The sequence below is a fragment of the Kitasatospora aureofaciens genome (assembly GCF_019192735.1).
GTDB classification, from domain to species: domain Bacteria; phylum Actinomycetota; class Actinomycetes; order Streptomycetales; family Streptomycetaceae; genus Kitasatospora; species Kitasatospora aureofaciens_A.
This window is the reverse complement of sequence record NZ_JAHTKP010000014.1, coordinates 98,778-114,087: the sequence shown is the minus strand read 5'-3', so window position 1 is coordinate 114,087 and position 15,310 is coordinate 98,778. Positions and strand designations below refer to the sequence as shown.

At 73.8% G+C, this 15,310-nt stretch carries 12 protein-coding genes; 3 read left to right on the top strand and 9 right to left on the bottom strand.

Annotated elements, in window-relative coordinates:
• Positions 1-32: 32 nt before the first annotated feature.
• The 3 genes from KV557_RS17155 to purD all read right to left on the bottom strand — a co-directional run bounded on the left by KV557_RS17155 (position 33) and on the right by purD (position 5,164).
• Positions 33-1,577, bottom strand: coding sequence for a N,N-dimethylformamidase beta subunit family domain-containing protein (locus KV557_RS17155; protein ID WP_218201096.1), 1,545 nt, complete (start codon positions 1,575-1,577; stop codon positions 33-35).
• A 218-nt stretch (positions 1,578-1,795) separates the two neighbouring features.
• Positions 1,796-3,358 carry a hypothetical protein gene (locus KV557_RS17150; RefSeq protein ID WP_218201094.1) on the bottom strand — a complete coding sequence of 521 codons (1,563 nt, stop codon included), beginning with the start codon at positions 3,356-3,358 and terminating at the stop codon, positions 1,796-1,798.
• Positions 3,359-3,916: 558 nt separating this feature from the next.
• Positions 3,917-5,164: a phosphoribosylamine--glycine ligase gene (gene purD / locus KV557_RS17145; protein WP_218201092.1), complete on the bottom strand. Its 1,248-nt coding sequence runs from the start codon at positions 5,162-5,164 to the stop codon at positions 3,917-3,919.
• 368 nt (positions 5,165-5,532) lie between these two features.
• Between purD and KV557_RS17140 the strand changes: the two genes are divergently transcribed.
• The gene (locus tag KV557_RS17140; protein ID WP_308129936.1) at positions 5,533-6,318 is read left to right on the top strand and encodes an SLATT domain-containing protein; all 786 of its coding nucleotides are present in this window, start codon (positions 5,533-5,535) and stop codon (positions 6,316-6,318) included.
• 37 nt (positions 6,319-6,355) lie between these two features.
• Here the strand turns inward: KV557_RS17140 and KV557_RS17135 are convergent, their stop codons facing one another.
• The 3 genes from KV557_RS17135 to KV557_RS17125 all read right to left on the bottom strand — a co-directional run bounded on the left by KV557_RS17135 (position 6,356) and on the right by KV557_RS17125 (position 9,082).
• A complete protein-coding gene (locus KV557_RS17135) occupies positions 6,356-7,003 on the bottom strand; it encodes a hypothetical protein (protein ID WP_218201090.1) in 648 nt (215 codons plus the stop codon).
• Between the two features lie 129 nt (positions 7,004-7,132).
• Positions 7,133-8,131 (bottom strand): GntR family transcriptional regulator, encoded by a 999-nt coding sequence (locus tag KV557_RS17130; protein ID WP_308129935.1) that lies wholly within the window; start codon positions 8,129-8,131, stop codon positions 7,133-7,135.
• Positions 8,132-8,284: 153 nt separating this feature from the next.
• Positions 8,285-9,082, bottom strand: a complete 798-nt coding sequence (locus KV557_RS17125; RefSeq protein WP_218201088.1) for a carbon-nitrogen family hydrolase — start codon at positions 9,080-9,082, stop codon at positions 8,285-8,287.
• Between the two features lie 173 nt (positions 9,083-9,255).
• Here KV557_RS17125 and KV557_RS17120 point away from each other — a divergent pair, with 173 nt between their 5' ends.
• Together KV557_RS17120 and KV557_RS17115 are read left to right on the top strand one after the other, a co-directional pair.
• Complete coding sequence (locus KV557_RS17120) at positions 9,256-10,077, top strand: maleylpyruvate isomerase family mycothiol-dependent enzyme (protein WP_218201085.1); 822 nt, start codon at positions 9,256-9,258, stop codon at positions 10,075-10,077.
• A 149-nt stretch (positions 10,078-10,226) separates the two neighbouring features.
• A complete protein-coding gene (locus KV557_RS17115; RefSeq protein WP_218201083.1) occupies positions 10,227-11,045 on the top strand; it encodes a BRO-N domain-containing protein in 819 nt (272 codons plus the stop codon).
• Positions 11,046-11,169: 124 nt separating this feature from the next.
• Here KV557_RS17115 and KV557_RS17110 read toward each other — a convergent pair whose 3' ends face one another.
• The 3 genes from KV557_RS17110 to KV557_RS17100 all read right to left on the bottom strand — a co-directional run bounded on the left by KV557_RS17110 (position 11,170) and on the right by KV557_RS17100 (position 15,261).
• A complete protein-coding gene (locus KV557_RS17110; RefSeq protein WP_218201081.1) occupies positions 11,170-12,531 on the bottom strand; it encodes an MFS transporter in 1,362 nt (453 codons plus the stop codon).
• Positions 12,532-12,604: 73 nt separating this feature from the next.
• Positions 12,605-13,837, bottom strand: coding sequence for a M64 family metallopeptidase (locus KV557_RS17105; protein WP_218201080.1), 1,233 nt, complete (start codon positions 13,835-13,837; stop codon positions 12,605-12,607).
• A gap of 200 nt (positions 13,838-14,037) precedes the next feature.
• A complete protein-coding gene (locus KV557_RS17100) occupies positions 14,038-15,261 on the bottom strand; it encodes a benzoate/H(+) symporter BenE family transporter (protein WP_218201078.1) in 1,224 nt (407 codons plus the stop codon).
• Positions 15,262-15,310: the final 49 nt, after the last annotated feature.

Sequence of the window (15,310 nt, the reverse complement as noted above, 5' to 3'; positions counted from 1 at the left end):
AGCGGCCTCCGGCCCCCGTCGGCGGCCGGCATTCAGGGCTGGTTCTTGCAGAGCCGGTCGAGCAGGTTGGCGGTGGCGCGCTGGATGCGCTCGTCGGTGAGGCCGGGGCGGCCCAGCGCGGGTGACCAGGCGAAGGTGCCGGCCGCGAAGACGTACGCGCCGCTGGGCGCCCGGTACAGCGAGGTCTCCTGGTAGCGGGTGCGGCCCGCGAGGTCCCGGTACGGGGAGTGGGCGAGCAGGACCCGCTCGGTGTGCTGGGGCAGCGCCACCTTCGGGTAGTAGCGGTCGGCCTCGCCGGCCACCAGGCCGGGCAATTCGTCGCCCTCCTGGAGCCCGGTGCCGTCCCACAGCCAGTGCGCGGTGTGCCGGGCGATCAGCGGGACGGGGGCGGCGACCCGGCCCGAGTACTGCACCCCGAGCAGGTGCTGCTCGGGCTCGCCGGCGTCCCGCCACAGGGCGCTGGCGGCGCCGGGCACACCGGCGGCCGGGCTGCCGGGCTGGACCTTCTGCCGCTTGCGGCAGTTGAGCAGCCGGTTGGGCTCGCCCGAGGCCGCGGCGGTCAGCTCGACCCTCCAGTACATGGTGTTGGCGGAGAGGAAGACCAGCGAGGTGCCGCCGTCCCGGGCCCGCTCGACGGCGCGGCGCATCGGATCGGACCAGTACTCGTCGTGGCCGGGGAAGACCAGCGCCCGGTGCCGGGCCGGGTCCACCAGGCCGGCGTGCAGGTCGGTGGCGGTGGCGTAGGCGAGGTCGTAGCCGTAGCGCTCGGCCCAGCGGATGAAGTCGTACGCGTGGCCGACGTGCAGCGGCAGCCCGGCGGTGGCGTGCGGACGGTCGAAGGAGACGGTGACGGCGGCCTCCTGCTCGCCGACCAGCCCGCCGGCGTCGTCCCAGGCGTGGTAGAGGCTGGCACCGCTGCGGCCGTCCTCGGGGAACAGGTTGTAGGCCTGCCAGGTCACGTCGGGGACCACCAGGAGGAGCTCGGCGGCGTGCGCCTGGTCCTCGAAGTCCCGGACGGTGAACGGGATGTGGCTGCGGTGCAGCATGTCCGCGGTGGTCAGCACGGCGACGTAGGCGCCGGGCTTCCAGTGGCCGGGGATCTGCAGCCGCCAGGAGTGCCACCAGTGGTGGCAGGAGACGGTCCGCCCGACCACCAGCGGGGCGGGCTGGGCGAGGCCGGCGATCAGCGGGCTGGACGTCATGTGGTGGGCGCCGTCGCCGCCGTAGTGGCCGATCCGGTAGACGTCCACGGTGAAGTCGCGGGGCGGGTTCACGGTGACCCGGAAGTCCACCGAGCCGCCGGGGCGGATCACCCCGGCGGAGGCGAAGCCCTTGATCTGCTGGACGACGTCGTCGGCGCTCTGCGGGGTGCCGACCGGCGGCCTGGGCCGGGCGCCGCCGGCCAGCGGGCGCTGGCCGGGTGCGTCCACCGAGACGTACCAGGGCACGGTGCCCTCGGCGTCGGCCAGGTACTCGTCGGGGCTGCGCAGCCAGGGCAGCGGGCCCTGGCCGAAGGGGTCGGAGACGCTGTAGGCATGCGTTCCGGACTCCCAGCGGCGGTTGAGTTCGGTCCCCACGCGCCCCTCCCAGGTGCACTTCCGTCCGGTTGGCACGTGCCCCCCGGATGTGCGTGCGGTCTAATACACCACACTGTGCTGGCGCTGTGTCACTCCACGGTAGCAATTGGTGGCGGGAATCTTCCGGGCGTCCGCTGCCAGGTCTCCGGCCTGCGGAGACGGCCCCCGGCCGACCGGCCCGGGGGCGCGTGGGCGGGCGCCGAGCGCCGCCCGGAGGATCAGAGTCGGACGGGCTTCTCCAGGCGGACGTCGGCGGCGTCGAGCCAGGCGCGCAGGGGACCGTCCTGGCCCTGTTCGACGGCCTGGGCGACGGACGCGGCAAGGTCGGTGCGGCGGACGCCGCCGAGGAGCAGGACCGGGCCGTCCAGCCAGTCCAGGCCGGGGGTGGCGCCGGCGGTGTCGACGGCGGCGCAGCAGACCATCGCGGTGACGTGGTCGACCAGCAGGTCGCGGCCGCTCCGGGCGGGTTCGAGCAGCGGGGCGGGGGCGGTGGTGCAGGCCAGCTGGGCGGCGAGCGCGGCGGCCAGCTGCTCGCCGTCGCCGTCGGCGAGCCGGACCAGCAGCCGGGTGAGCGTCGGAGCGCCGGGGCGGGCCTGCGGGGCGAGCCGGTCCAGGGCGGACTGCAGGGCGGCGGCGCGGGCCCGCCAGCCGGCGTCCACGACCTCGGCCGGGTAGTCGGCCCACTCCAGCTCGTGCCAGGCGCCGGCGGCGGGGCGGCCGAAGAACAGCTCGGCGGCGAGCCGGGAGACCGCCCGGTCGACGGTTCCTGGCTCCTCCAGCAGGTCGCAGGCGGGGCGGTCGCCGAGCCGGGTGCCGTAGCCGTCGGCCAGCCGGTCGCGCCGGGACAGCTCGGTGAGGGCGGCGACCACGCCGGCGTTGAGGTGGGCGGGGTGGCGGCCGAGCCGCCAGGCGGGCAGCGCGACCCGGGTGAGCAGCCGGTCCCAGCCCGCGTAGGCGAGGCCGACCTGCTCCTGGGCGGCGATCCGCAGGCCGTAGTCAACGGCTCTGGCCTGCTCGGAGGCCCAGCTCGCGACGGACCGCTCCAGTTCGGCGGCGTGGCCGCGGCAGGCGCCGAGCAGGCGGCGGGTGATCCGGTCGGTGAGGACGGCCGGGCCGCGGCGCGGCGCCCGGGGCGGGCCGGCCAGGGTGGCGCCGCCGAGGCCGGCGGGGGCCGGACCGGTGTCCAGGCTGGCGTCGAGGCTGCGCAGGAAGCGGCGGGCGGCGGCGATCTCCGGGTCGGCGGAGGCGGCGGTGCCGGCCACCACGGGCGCGAGCAGGGCGCGCAGTTCGCCGGACCGCATCCACCAGAGGAACGGCGAGCCGATCACCAGGACGGGGGCGGGCGGCTCGTGCCGGTGGCGGGGGCGCCGCTGCGCGGGCGGGACGTCCTCCAGCCAGCTGTCGCAGTCCGGGGTGAGCGCGATGGCGGAGGGGGCGGGCACGTCCAGCCGCTCGGCCAGTTCGTCTATCAGCCGGTACAGCTCGGGGGCCTCGGCGCGGTCCAGCGGGACGGCCGGGGTCTGCGGCGGGACGGCCCGGCGGTAGGCGCGGGCGGTCAGGCCGGCCACCAGGAGGGTGAGCGCGGCCACCGCGCAGACCGCCCAGCGGGCGGCGTCCCAGCCGGCGGCGTCGGCGGAGCCGGGCGCGCCGATCCGGCCGGTGAACCGCCCGGCGAGCAGGACCACCGCGACGGCGGCGGGCAGGGTGGCGGCGGCCAGGGCGAGGCCCCGGATCCGCAGGACCACCTGGGCGTGAGCGCGCGCGGTGTCGACAGCGGCCATACGGTGCGGCACCCCCTTCGGAGCCCTCGGGCGCCCGGTGACGGGCCCTGAGCCGACTCGAAACGATCAGTTCCGACCGGGAAGCGGAGGTGTCCGATCCCGGTAGTGCATGCTGCGTGGCGCTTCTGACATGTTCGACGCCCCGGTCCGGGTGGGTGTTCCGGATCGCCCCGGTTTCCACTCGTCCCGGTGACGTTGCCCGAACTTCCGGACGACATACCGGACGACCCTCGACCGGTCCGGTGCGAAGCACCCGGGCGACCGCCCGGCCGGACGCCGTCCAGCATCCCCCCGCGGGGGCACCGCTACCCGGCGGCGACCCCAGCGCGCGGCCACGGCGCCGTGCGATCCAGCGCACCATAAGGCCGGGCACCCGGTTACGTCAGCCGGATGCGGTTGCTGTCACCCGATGTGCTGGATTCCGGCCGCCGAACGGTGCGCCGCCCACCACAGCCACTCCAGCCCCGGAACGCCACAGGGCGCTGCGCCCATGGGGTTGTTTCCCACGGCACGCGGCGCCCTGCGGGGTGCGCACGCAACGAACGGCTGCAGCAACGGCTAGGCGGTGGCCGCCTTGAGCGCGATGTCGGTGCGGTGCTGGCCGCCCTTGAGCGAGATCCGGTCGACCGCGGCGTACGCGCGGTCCCGCGCCTCGGCCAGGTCGGTGCCGGTCGCGGTGACGGACAGCACCCGGCCGCCGGCGCTCAGCACCCGGCCGTCCTCGTCCGCCCTGGTACCGGCGTGCAGGACGAACGCGGTGCCGTCCGCCTCGGCCTCGGCCAGGCCCTCGATCGGGTCGCCGGTGCGCGGCGCGGCCGGGTAGCCCTCGGAAGCGACGACCACGGTGACGGCCGCGCCCTCGTCCCAGCGCAGCGGCTCCAGCTGGTCCAGCGTGCCGGTGGCGGCGGCCAGCAGGACGCCGGCCAGCGGGGTGCGCAGCCGGGCCAGCACGACCTGGGTCTCCGGGTCGCCGAAGCGGGCGTTGAACTCGATCACCCGGGTGCCGCGCGAGGTGAGCGCCAGGCCGGCGTAGAGCAGGCCGGAGAACTCGGTGCCGCGGCGGCGCAGTTCGTCCACGGTCGGCTGCAGGACGGTCTCCAGGACCTCCTCGACCAGCCCGGCGGGCGCCCACGGCAGCGGCGAGTAGGCGCCCATGCCGCCGGTGTTGGGGCCCTCGTCGCCGTCCAGCGCGCGCTTGAAGTCCTGCGCGGGCTGGAGCGGGAGGACGGTGGTGCCGTCGGTGATCGCGAACAGCGACACCTCGGGGCCGTCCAGGTACTCCTCGATGACCACGCGCTCGCAGGACGCGGCGTGCGCCAGCGCGGCCGCGCGGTCGGAGGTGACCACGACACCCTTGCCGGCGGCCAGGCCGTCGTCCTTGACCACGTACGGCGCGCCGAAGGCGTCCAGTGCCTCGGCGGCCTCGTCCGGGGTGGCGCACACGTAGGAGCGGGCGGTCGGCACGCCGGCGCCGGCCATCACGTCCTTGGCGAATGCCTTCGAGCCTTCCAGCTGCGCGGCGGCGCCGGACGGGCCGAAGACGGGGATGCCGGCCGCGCGCACGGCGTCGGCGACGCCCGCGACCAGCGGGGCCTCCGGGCCGACCACGACCAGGTCGGCGCCGAGCTTCGCGGCCAGGTCGGTGACCTGGGCACCGTCCAGCTGGTCGACCGGGTGGACCGTCGCCACCTGCGCGATCCCGGCGTTGCCCGGGGCGCAGTGCAGCTCGGTGACGGCGGGATCTTGGGACAGAGAGCGGCACAGGGCGTGTTCGCGGGCGCCGCCGCCGATGACGAGGACCTTCACGGTTGGCAAGGGTAGTCGGTGGCCTGTTCCGGCCGCTCTCCGGTCCCGTCGGAACCTCCAGTCGAAGACCTCCGTACGCTCACGATGTCGGAGGATCCTCCAAGCCAGGGCTCGCCCGGTCGGCGGCGGGTGCCCGGGTCAGGACGGCAGGTGACCGGCCCCTCGCTCGGACGGGTGAAATCTCGCCGACCCCCGCATCCCTCCCACCTCGGGTTCCGGTGGCCGAATCCCATAACGATCAATGGGGAAGCGCCCCCACGGTCAGCCATTTGGCGGTAAGAAGTGCTGTTGGACAACCACCGGCAGACGTCACGTCGGCCGATGCGCCGCCAGACCCAGCCGCCCGCCCGCCACAGGGAGCCCCACAGGTGAGCCAGCCGGAAATGCAGCCCGAGGAGAGTGCCTGGGGCAAGGAGATCGGCGAGGAGGACCAGCCCGTCGCCGCCGTCGCCCGCCGGGCCTCCACCCGCCGGCGGACCGATCTGAGTGCCCGCCAGTTCCCGCTCGGGGACTGGGGCGAGCCCGCCGAGCGGCTGGAGGAGCTCTACCGCTGGTCCGAGGAGCGGGCGGTCGAGGCGATCGAGTGGTACCGCAAGGACCGGGTCTGGAAGCGCCGCTGGGCACGGCTGCTGCGGTTCGGCATGGCCGGCTTCGCGGTCGGCGGGGTGACCGCCCCGCTGGTGGACCTGACCGGCGCCGTCGCGCACGGCACCAGCTGGGGCTACGTCGGCCTGGCGCTCGCCGCCGCCTGCTACGGCACCGACCGGGCGTTCGGCCTCACCTCCGGCTGGATGCGGGACGTCAGCACCGCGCAGGCGCTGCAACGCCGCCTGGAGGCCTTCCAGTTCGACTGGGCGTCGGAGTGCGTGCGGGAGGTGCTCGGCCCGACCGAGGGCACCGCGGGCGAGGCCGCCGAGCGCTGCCTGGGCGTGCTGCGCCGGTTCTGCGAGGACGTCTCGGACATGGTCCGCACCGAGACCTCGGAGTGGATGCTGGAGTTCCGCGCGTCGATGACGCAGTTGCCCACCCAGGCCCCCGGGACGTGGGGCGGGCGCAGCGAGACCGGGGTGGGCGCCCAGGTGCGGGTGCTGCCGCCGCCGGGCACCCGGCCCACCATGCCGCGCCAGCGGCCGCCGGAGGGCCCGCTGCGCTGAGCCGCGGGCCGCAGCCGCAGCCGAACGGCCTCGGGCCTCAGGCGAAGACGATCATCGAGCCCTGGGTGAGGCTCCGGGTCGCCGCCGCGTACAGGCCCGACCAGGCGTGCCGCTCCCGGGCGAAGGGGTGCAGGTCGTCCAGCGGCGGGCCGAACGGCTGCTCCAGGCCGGTGGGGCCGAGCGGCTTGGTCGGGGCCGGCGGGTTGAGCGGGTCGATGCCCAGCGCCGGTGCCACGGCCTGGAGTTCGCGCAGCAGTCCGTGGCTGGAGCCGAGCGGCCCGCCCGAGCCGAGCAGCACCTCGTCCACCAGCGGCACCGCGAACTCGATCGGCACGTACGCGCCCGCGTGGTCGAAGTGCCAGACCAGGTGCGACTGTTCGGCGCTGCTCTCGAACATCTCCAGCAGCTGCTCGTAGTCGCCGCCGAGCGAGTCCACCGGCGTGATGTCCAGGCCGGTGAGGCCCAACAGGTAGGCGCGGCGCAGGAAGTGCAGCGAGTCGTAGTCGAAGGCGGCTATCGGCTCGACCGCCCCGCTGATCCCCGGGACGTACTGGTAGACCGGCACCTCGGGCAGGCCGCGCGAGGTCAACACCGCGTTGTAGAGCGCGAGATCGTCCCGGAAGGGGTTGTCGGGGCTGTGGCTCAGCACGTCCACCAGCGGGACGAGCCAGAGGTCGCAGGCCATGGCCGGCTCTTCCTCTCCGGGCGGGCAGTCGTCCGGCCGGGGGGGCGGCACGACGACAAGCGGGTACGGGGGCGGGGTCGGTACCCGGACGGCCGTTACGCGGGGCGCCCGGTTCGACGACCGCCCACCCTACCGGCCCGGCGCGCGGTGCGGGTCGGGCCGTCCCTGCGGGTGCTCGGGGGACGGCTCGGGCAGCCGCCGGCCGAACCGGCCGTACGGGATCGAACGCGGCTGTGGCACCAGGCCGAGCCCCAGCCCGAGTTCCCGGCCCAGTTCGCGGCCGACGTCCTCGCCCCGCCGGGGCCGGTCCTGCCCGGCCGCGCCCGGCGCGGGCGACGGCTCGGGTTCCGGTGGCGCCGCGGGATCCGGCACGGCCGCGGGGTCCGGCTCCGCGTCCACGAACTCGGTGAGCAGCCCCAGCACCGTCACCGACTCCAGCGGCTCCCCGGCCAGCCCGGCCAGCATCCGGACGGTGAACAGGTTGTACTCGCAGATGATCCGGTGCGCCCCGGCCAGGTCCCGCGCCTCGATCGCGTCCACCAGGTCGAGGTGGCGGTCCCAGCACACCCCGGCCAGCTTCGGCATCTCCCGCAGGTAGGCCGCCGCGAACATCCAGGACTGCACCCGCAGCCAGTCCAGGTAGGCGCCGATCCGGCGGTTGCCGAGCAGCCCGGCGACCTCCTGCCAGAACCGGCGGTCGCAGCCCACCATCACGTCCAGGTTCCCCGCCCGCGCTGCCCGCACCGCCGCGTCGGCCCGGCGGCGCAGCGAGGGCAGCCGGGTGACGTCGGGCAGCGCCCGGCGGGAGCTGAACTGGCGGTAGTAACTGTCGGTGAGCAGCACCCGGGACTCGAAGATCTCCAGGAAGTCGTCCCAGCCGAGTTCGGGCACGGTGAACCCGCGGTGGTGCTCGGCCCGCAGCAGCCCCTGCGCGCCGAGGTCGACCAGCGCCTCGCGGGCCGGGGTCGCGGAGACGCCGTACAGGTCGGCGATCTCCTTGACGGTGAAGTTGCGGCCGGCCTCCAGCCGGCCGGCCATCATCTCCTCGCGCAGCGCGCCCGCGATCTGCTCGCGCAGGCTGTTGCGCTGGATGACGGGACGGGTGTCGCCTGCGCCGTTGCCGGACATGCGCGCGACCTCCTCGGGCGGGCCGACCGGCCGCCCCTCGGCGAACCGGCCGAAGAGCGGCTGGGAACACGACGAGTGCTCATCTTCTCAAACCCGCCACGAGCAGGTACAAACCAACCCCCGGGGAACCCCCGCGGGCCCCCGGTGCCCCGCTCAGCGCTGGACCGGCGCCGGAATCCCCAGCAGGCGGTCCCGCAGCACCGGGAACTCCGCCCGGGCCTTGGCCACCTCGGCCGGATCGAACTCGACGGTCAGCACCTGCTCCCCCGACCCGGCCTCGGCCAGCACCCGGCCCCACGGGTCCACCACGATGCTGTGCCCGGCCTGCTCGACCCCGCCGTGCGTCCCCGCGGTGTTGCAGGCCAGCACGTACGCCTGCTCCTCCACCGCGCGCGCCCGGGCCAGCAGCGTCCAGTGCTCGCGCCGCCGCTCCGGCCAGGCCGCCGGGATCACCAGCAGCTGCGCGCCCGCGTCCAGCAGCGCCCGGAACAGCTCCGGGAAGCGCAGGTCGTAGCAGGTGGCCAAGCCCAGCGTGCCGAAGTCGGTGGCCGCCGTGACGATCTCCTGCCCGGCGCCCATCACCACCGCCTCGCCGCTGTCGAAGCCGAAGCGGTGGATCTTGCGGTAGGTGTGCACCAGCTCGCCGTCCGGGGCGAACAGCAGCGAGGTGTTGTAGATCGGACCGTCGGGATCGCGTTCGACGATCGATCCGGCGTGCAGCCAGACCCCGGCCGCCCGGGCCGCCGCCGCCATCGCGTCCGAGGTGGGCCCGTCCAGGGTCTCCGCACCCTCCGACCAGAGGTCGTACGCGAAGCCGCCGAGGGGCCACAGCTCGGGCAGAACCACCAGGTCGGCGCCGTGTTGGGCCCGTACCAGGGAGGCGGCTCTGGCCCGCCGCTCGGCCGGCGGCTCGGCGTCGGAGACCGCGAGTTGGATCAATGAAGCGCGCACAGTACCACCGTCCACGGCAAGAGTCCTACGATCGTCACCCGAAAGCGCTGCCCAGCTGTCTCCCGGCAGCGTAACGTGCGGTTAGCGTGTGCGCCCGAAGGCCGGACCAACCCGGCCGGCCGCGGAGGCAGGGTGTGCGCGGCAAGGCAGCTGACGGAGGGCCGGAGATTCCCGTGACGGACAACCAGACCGTGCAGGCTTACACCGAGGCGTGGACGCAGAGCATCGAGTCCATATCGGAGCTGGTGGCCCCCCTCCCCGAGGGCTCCTGGAACCGGGCCACGGAGTGCCCCGGCTGGTCCGTGCGGGACGTCGTCTCGCACATCATCGCCGTCGAGTCCGAGCTGCTCGGCGACCCCCGCCCGATCCACGCGCTGCCGCGCGACCTGCGCCACGTCACCAGCGAGTTCGCCCGCTACGTCGAGCTCCCGGTGGACAAGCGCCGCTGCCACACCGCGCTGGAGATGACCGGCGAGCTGGAGTACACGATCATCCGCCGCTCCCGTGCGTTGCGGAACGCCAAGCAGACGCCGCAGGAGCCGGTGCGCTGGCCGGCCGGCCCGTTCGCCCGGGACGTGCCGTACCACGAGCTGCTGCGCCGCCGGGCCTTCGACGTCTGGGTGCACGAGCAGGACCTGCGCCGGGCCCTGGACAAGCCCGGCAACCTGGACTCCCCGGGCGCCCTGATCACCCGGGACTTCCTGCTGGAGGCGCTGCCCAAGGCCGTCGCCCACAACGCCGGCGCCCCGGCCGGGGCGACCCTGGTGCTGGACGTCACCGGCCCGGTCGAGTTCCTGCGCACCGTCCGGGTGGACGCGGCCGGCCGCGGCAGCGTGGACGAGTCGATCAGCCTGGCCCCCGACGTCCAGCTGACCATGGACTGGGAGACCTACGTCCGGCTGGCCTGCGGCCGGGGCCGCCCCGGCCCGGTGAGCATCGAGGGCGACAAGGAGCTGGCCGAACGGGTGCTCGCCACCTTCGCCGTCACCATCTAGCCCGCGCGCCCCCGGCGTATACGTACGAGTGCGCGCCTGATAGGTGCGCCTCGTGCTTCCGTACGTCAACTTGGGACCAGTACCTCACCTGTTCGACCTCGTTGTTCCGGGCAGTCCTGCCATCACCCGGAAGAAGGAGGGGCGTCCTCATGGACGACGTACAGGAACAAGAGATGGTGCTGGTCCGGTCGAGCTTCCCGGTCACGGGGCAGCCGATCCGCGTCGTGATGATCGACGGCGAGCCGTGGTTCGCGACGACCGACGTGTGCGCCGTGCTCGATCGGGGCAGCCCGAGCTGGGCGAGCAGGATGGTCAATCCCAACGACACACGGACCGTCGATATGCGCTCGGTATGCCTGAGTTCAACTCAGGCATACCGCGTTTCCCCAGGTCAGAATGGACCCGTCCGCGGGAATCCATTCCTGAACGTGGTCAGCGAGGCGGGGCTCTACCTCCTCGTCATGAGGTCGAAGAAGCCCAACGCCCGGCCGTTCCAAGACTGGGTCACCGGAGAGCTGCTCCCTTCCATCCGCCGCGGGGACACCGACATCCCCACGCAGCAGCGGCGGATGGCGGAGACCCTGGCCGAGGCGATCGGCCAGCAGGTTCAGGTCATCGCCGAGATCGAGCACGAGGACTGGCCGGGGGTGACCATTCACTCGGACGGGACGGTGCACTGTCGGCACGGGGAGATGGTCTTCCACATGCCGACGCGGGAGGAGGACAGCGGGCCACCGTTCGGCGGGTACTACGCCTGCCCGGCCGTGGAGCGGGTCGGCATCCGGGGCAGTCGGGTGCTCCCGGGCTGCCCGAAGCTGAAGCTGGTGGACCTGATCCGCCTGCGGCGCGCTGCGCAGCCCGAGTCCGCGCCACCTGATTACGGGCTCATGCACGCGGAGCTGCACGACGCCCGGATCTACGGGACGCCACCGCAGATGGCCGAGATGATGCGGGAGTACGGTCGCTGATCAACGCGATTACCCTCAGAATTTCTGAGGGTAATCGCGCCGTATGCCTGACTTCTAGTCAGGCATACGGCGGCAAACTATCACTTGGGGTGATGGTTACCGACGTTTCCGCAGGTCGGAAACCCTACGTCGCCACCTTCCGCCGCAGCCGCAGGATCATCGCCGTCCCCACCGCCAGCGGCACGTACTGCCAGCAGAACGCCCAGCGGAAGGCGGCGGCCGAGTACGAGCCGGCGCCGGCCGGGGAGAGTGCGTCGAGCAGGACGCCGATGCCGAACAGGGTGATCATCGTGCCGATGAACCCGCCCATGTTGACGATCCCGGAGGCCGTCCCGAGCCGCTCCACCGGGTTCCGGGCCCGGGCGTAGTCCAGGCCGACCAACGAGGCCGGGCCGTTGCTGCCCATCACCAGGATGATCCCGGCCAGCAGCCAGAACGGCGGGTGCCCGCCGGGCCAGGCCAGCACCAGCGCCCAGCCGAGCCCGGTGGCCGCGATCACGGTGAGCACGATCGGCATCCGGGCCCGCGCCGAGACCGACAGCACCCGGCCGAACAGGAAGCCGAACGACATGTTGCTGAGCACCAGCAGGGTCAGCAGGCCGCCGGCCTCGGCGCGGGACATCCCCTGCGCCTCGACCAGGTAGGGCAGGCCCCAGAGCAGGCCGAAGGCGTTGCCGGGGAACTGGGTGGTGAAGTGCACCCACAGCCCGAGCCGGGTGCCCGGCTCCCGCCAGCACGCCCGGACCTGCCGCCCGATCCTCGGCCGCGGCCTCGGTCGGTGCTCGGCCGGGTGCACGGCCGCCGGGGAGTCCTTCAGGAAGAGCGCAACCAGCGCGAACACCGCGACGCCGAGCAGGGCGATGGCGGCGAAGGTCGGCGTCCAGCCCTCGCTGTGCAGGGCCTGCGCGAGCACCACGGTGGTGACCAGGTTGCCGCCCATCCCGGCGAGGCCGGTCAGCTGCGCGACGAACGGGTTCTTGGCGGCCGGGAACCAGCGCGCGGCGATCCGCAGCACGCTGATGAAGGTCATCGCGTCGCCGCAGCCGAGCACCGCCCGGGAGGCCAGCGCCGGGGCGAAGGAGGAGCTGAACGCGAAGGCCAGCTGGCCGGTGCTGAGCAGCAGGATGCCGAGCAGCAGCACCCGGCGCGGGCCGAACCGGTCGACGAGCAGGCCGACCGGGATCTGCATGGCCGCGTAGACCAGCACCTGGAGGATCGAGAAGGTGGAGAGCGCGGAGGCGCCGATGCCGAAGCGGTCGGCGGCGTCCAGCCCGGCCACGCCGAGGCTGGTGCGGTGGATCACCGCGAGGATGTAGACGCTGACGCCGATGGACCAGGCCAGCCAGGCGGCGCGCCCACCGGGCGGGGCGGGCGCGGGAACCGGGGCGACCGGCGATGCGGGCGCGGCGGCGGATAGAGGCTCGGCGGCGGATCGGGGAGCGGGGGCGGACAGGGGACGGGCTGAACGGGCGGGCTCCACGGGCATAGTGCGTCCACAGTAGTCATCCCATCATTGGACGCCCAGCGTGGGGTTCGGTCGATCGGCCACGAACCCGGCCTCAGCCGGTGACCGTCCAGGACACCGACCGGGTCATGTACCGGTCCCGGAACGCCTCGTCCCGCACCCAGTCGGTGGTGTCCCGGACGGTCGCGGTCACGGTGGCCGTGCGCCCGGGCACGAGGTTCAGCTGCGCGGTGTCCAGCCAGCTGCGGTCCACCGCCTGCGGCTCCACCGGGACGCCGTCCACCTTCCAGTCCACCCGCAGCTGGCGCGCGCCGGTCAGCGGCAGCGGACGGACGTCCAGCTTGGGGCGCCCGCTCACCTCGCCGGGCGGCGGCACCGGGGTGTCGGTCGGCCGGACCCGGCGGTACAGCTCCTCGATGATCGCCTCACGCGACGGCAGGTTGTAGACGCTGCCCAGAGTGCGCATCACCGAGTCCGGCGTCGGCCGGTAGAGCCCGTTGGTACTGCGGTACGCCCCCACCGTCCCGCCGCCGTCGGGGGACTCGGCGCCCAGCCAGCGCCACCACTTGGTCTGCTTCTTGCGCATGTCGTCGGCGTTGAGGGTGGCGAGGTTCGGGTAGTCGGCGTCGTCCGGGGCGCTGTCGTACTCGTCCCCCAGGTCCCCCACGGTGTGGCCGATCTCGTGCTGGATGATCCGCCCCGCGTCCGGGCTGCCGCCCGCCAGGGTGGTCACCCCGGTGCCCCCGGCGCCGCCGTATTCGCTGGAGTTGGCCAACGCTATCAGGTACTGCGGCCCGGCGCTGTCCCCCGCGTACCGGGCGGTGGCGGCCTCGTCGGCGCAGAGCAGCCGGGCGGTGCCCTCGCACCAGAAGTGCATGCCGAGCGGGGTCGCGGGGTTGCGTCCGCGGCTCTCGGTCTCGGCTATCCCGGAGGCCGGGGAGATCACCTCGACCCTCCGTATGTTGAAGAACCCCTGGTAGCTGCGGAACGGCTCGATCTCCATCAGCGAGCGCCAGGCCCGGTCGGCCTGCGCCCGGAACACGTCCTGCTCGTCGGCCGTGTAGCCGTCGCCGAGCAGGACCAGGGTGATCCGGTTGGCCGGGTCCCCGGTGCGCCGTATGTCGACGGTCGGGGCGGGCCCGGCGATCCGCGCGTCGGCGCGTTGCGCGGTGTGCGGCGGTACCGCCCGGTCGGCCGGGGCGCCCGGCCCGATCACGCCGAACGGCGAGGGCCCGGCCAGCTCCAGGGCGGCCGGGAGTACGGCGGTGGACACCAGCACGAGCGCGGCCAGACTCCGGACGAGACGGCCAGGGTTGCCAGACGGCATACGGGTGCGTCCTCGGGGCTCCGGTCACCCGGTGTCGCCCGGGTGGTGGAGCGGAGACGTACCCGGACCGGCGTGTCGCCCCTACCGGCCGACGAAAATGTCACCGACCTGGCCGAACGATCCGCAGCATCCCAGTCATACCAACGAATCCCTTCGGCGCCCCGAATCCTTCACCGGGCCCCCGAATCCTTCGGCGCCGGTCAGCGCCGCCGCAGGTTCAGCACCAGATGGGTCCCGAGACCGAACAGCAGCCCCCAGAACGCCGAGCCGATCCCGAACAGGCTCATCCCCGACGCACTCGCCAGGAACGTCACCACCGCCGCGTCCCGCCCCCGCTCCTCCGCGACCGCCGCCGCCAGGCTCCCCTGCAGCGACGCCAGCAGCGCGACCCCGGCGATCACCGCGATCAGCTCCTTCGGCAGACCGGTGAACAGGCTCACCAGCACCCCGCCGAAACTCCCCACCAGCACGTACAGCGCCCCCGAGGACATCCCCGCGATGTAGCGCCGGCGCGGATCCGGGTGGCTCTCCGGGCCCGAGCAGATCGCCGCCGTGATCGCCGCCAGATTCACTCCCGGCGAGCCGAACGGCGCCATCAGCAGCGACACCACACCGGTCGACCCGATCAGCAGCCGGTCGTCCGGCCGATACCCTAAGGCCCGCATCACCCCGAGGCCCGGCGCGTTCTGCGAGGCCAGCACCACGATCGTCAGCGGCAGTGCCAGCCCCACCACCGCCGACCAGGAGAACGCCGGCATCGTGAGCACCGGCACGGTCGGCCCTCCCGAGCCCAGGTGCAGCGGCAGCCCCGTGGTCACTGCGGCCAGCACCCCGCCCACCAGCAGCGCCACCGGGACGGCGTACCGCGGCGCCAGCCGCTTCGCCAGCAGGAACGCCGCGAAGCTTCCCACCACCAGCACCGGCGCGCTGTGCACGGCGCCGAAGATCCCGGCGCCGAAGGAGAACAGGATCCCCGCCAGCATCGCGTTGACGATCCCCACCGGCACCGCCGCGATCAGCCGCCCGAACCACCCGGTCACCCCGAACAGCGTCACCACCACCGCGCACACTGCGAACGCCCCCACCGCCTCCCGGTACGGGTACGCCCCCAGGCTCGTCACCAGCAGCGCGGCCCCGGGCGTGGACCAGGCCGTGATCACCGGCGTCCGGGTCCACCAGCTCAGCAGGAAGCCGCTCACCCCGCTGCCGATGGATATCGCCCAGATCCACGACGCGGTGTGCGCCGCGTCCAGCCGTCCGGCAGACGCGGCCGCGAGCACCACCACCAGCGGCCCCGAGAACGACACCGCTATGCAGACCAACCCCGCCAGCAAAGCCGGCCCCGACACGTCCCGCCGCAGCGACCGACGCTCCCCACTTCCGCCCGCCACCGTCTCCGGGCGGACCGTCAGCTCCTTCGTCATCCCGGCAGTATCCCGAAGCCCCGCCGAAGACTCCCGAAAAAACTTCTGA

Bases quoted from the DNA above. Each gene is read 5' to 3' on its own strand.
- KV557_RS17150 (WP_218201094.1), bottom strand. From the start codon at position 3,358: ATGGCCGCTGTCGACACCGCGCGCGCTCACGCCCAGGTGGTCCTGCGG.
- KV557_RS17135 (WP_218201090.1), bottom strand. From the start codon at position 7,003: ATGGCCTGCGACCTCTGGCTCGTCCCGCTGGTGGACGTGCTGAGCCAC.
- KV557_RS17130 (WP_308129935.1), bottom strand. From the start codon at position 8,131: ATGTCCGGCAACGGCGCAGGCGACACCCGTCCCGTCATCCAGCGCAAC.
- KV557_RS17115 (WP_218201083.1), top strand. From the start codon at position 10,227: ATGGACGACGTACAGGAACAAGAGATGGTGCTGGTCCGGTCGAGCTTC.
- KV557_RS17110 (WP_218201081.1), bottom strand. From the start codon at position 12,531: ATGCCCGTGGAGCCCGCCCGTTCAGCCCGTCCCCTGTCCGCCCCCGCT.
- KV557_RS17105 (WP_218201080.1), bottom strand. From the start codon at position 13,837: ATGCCGTCTGGCAACCCTGGCCGTCTCGTCCGGAGTCTGGCCGCGCTC.
- KV557_RS17100 (WP_218201078.1), bottom strand. From the start codon at position 15,261: ATGACGAAGGAGCTGACGGTCCGCCCGGAGACGGTGGCGGGCGGAAGT.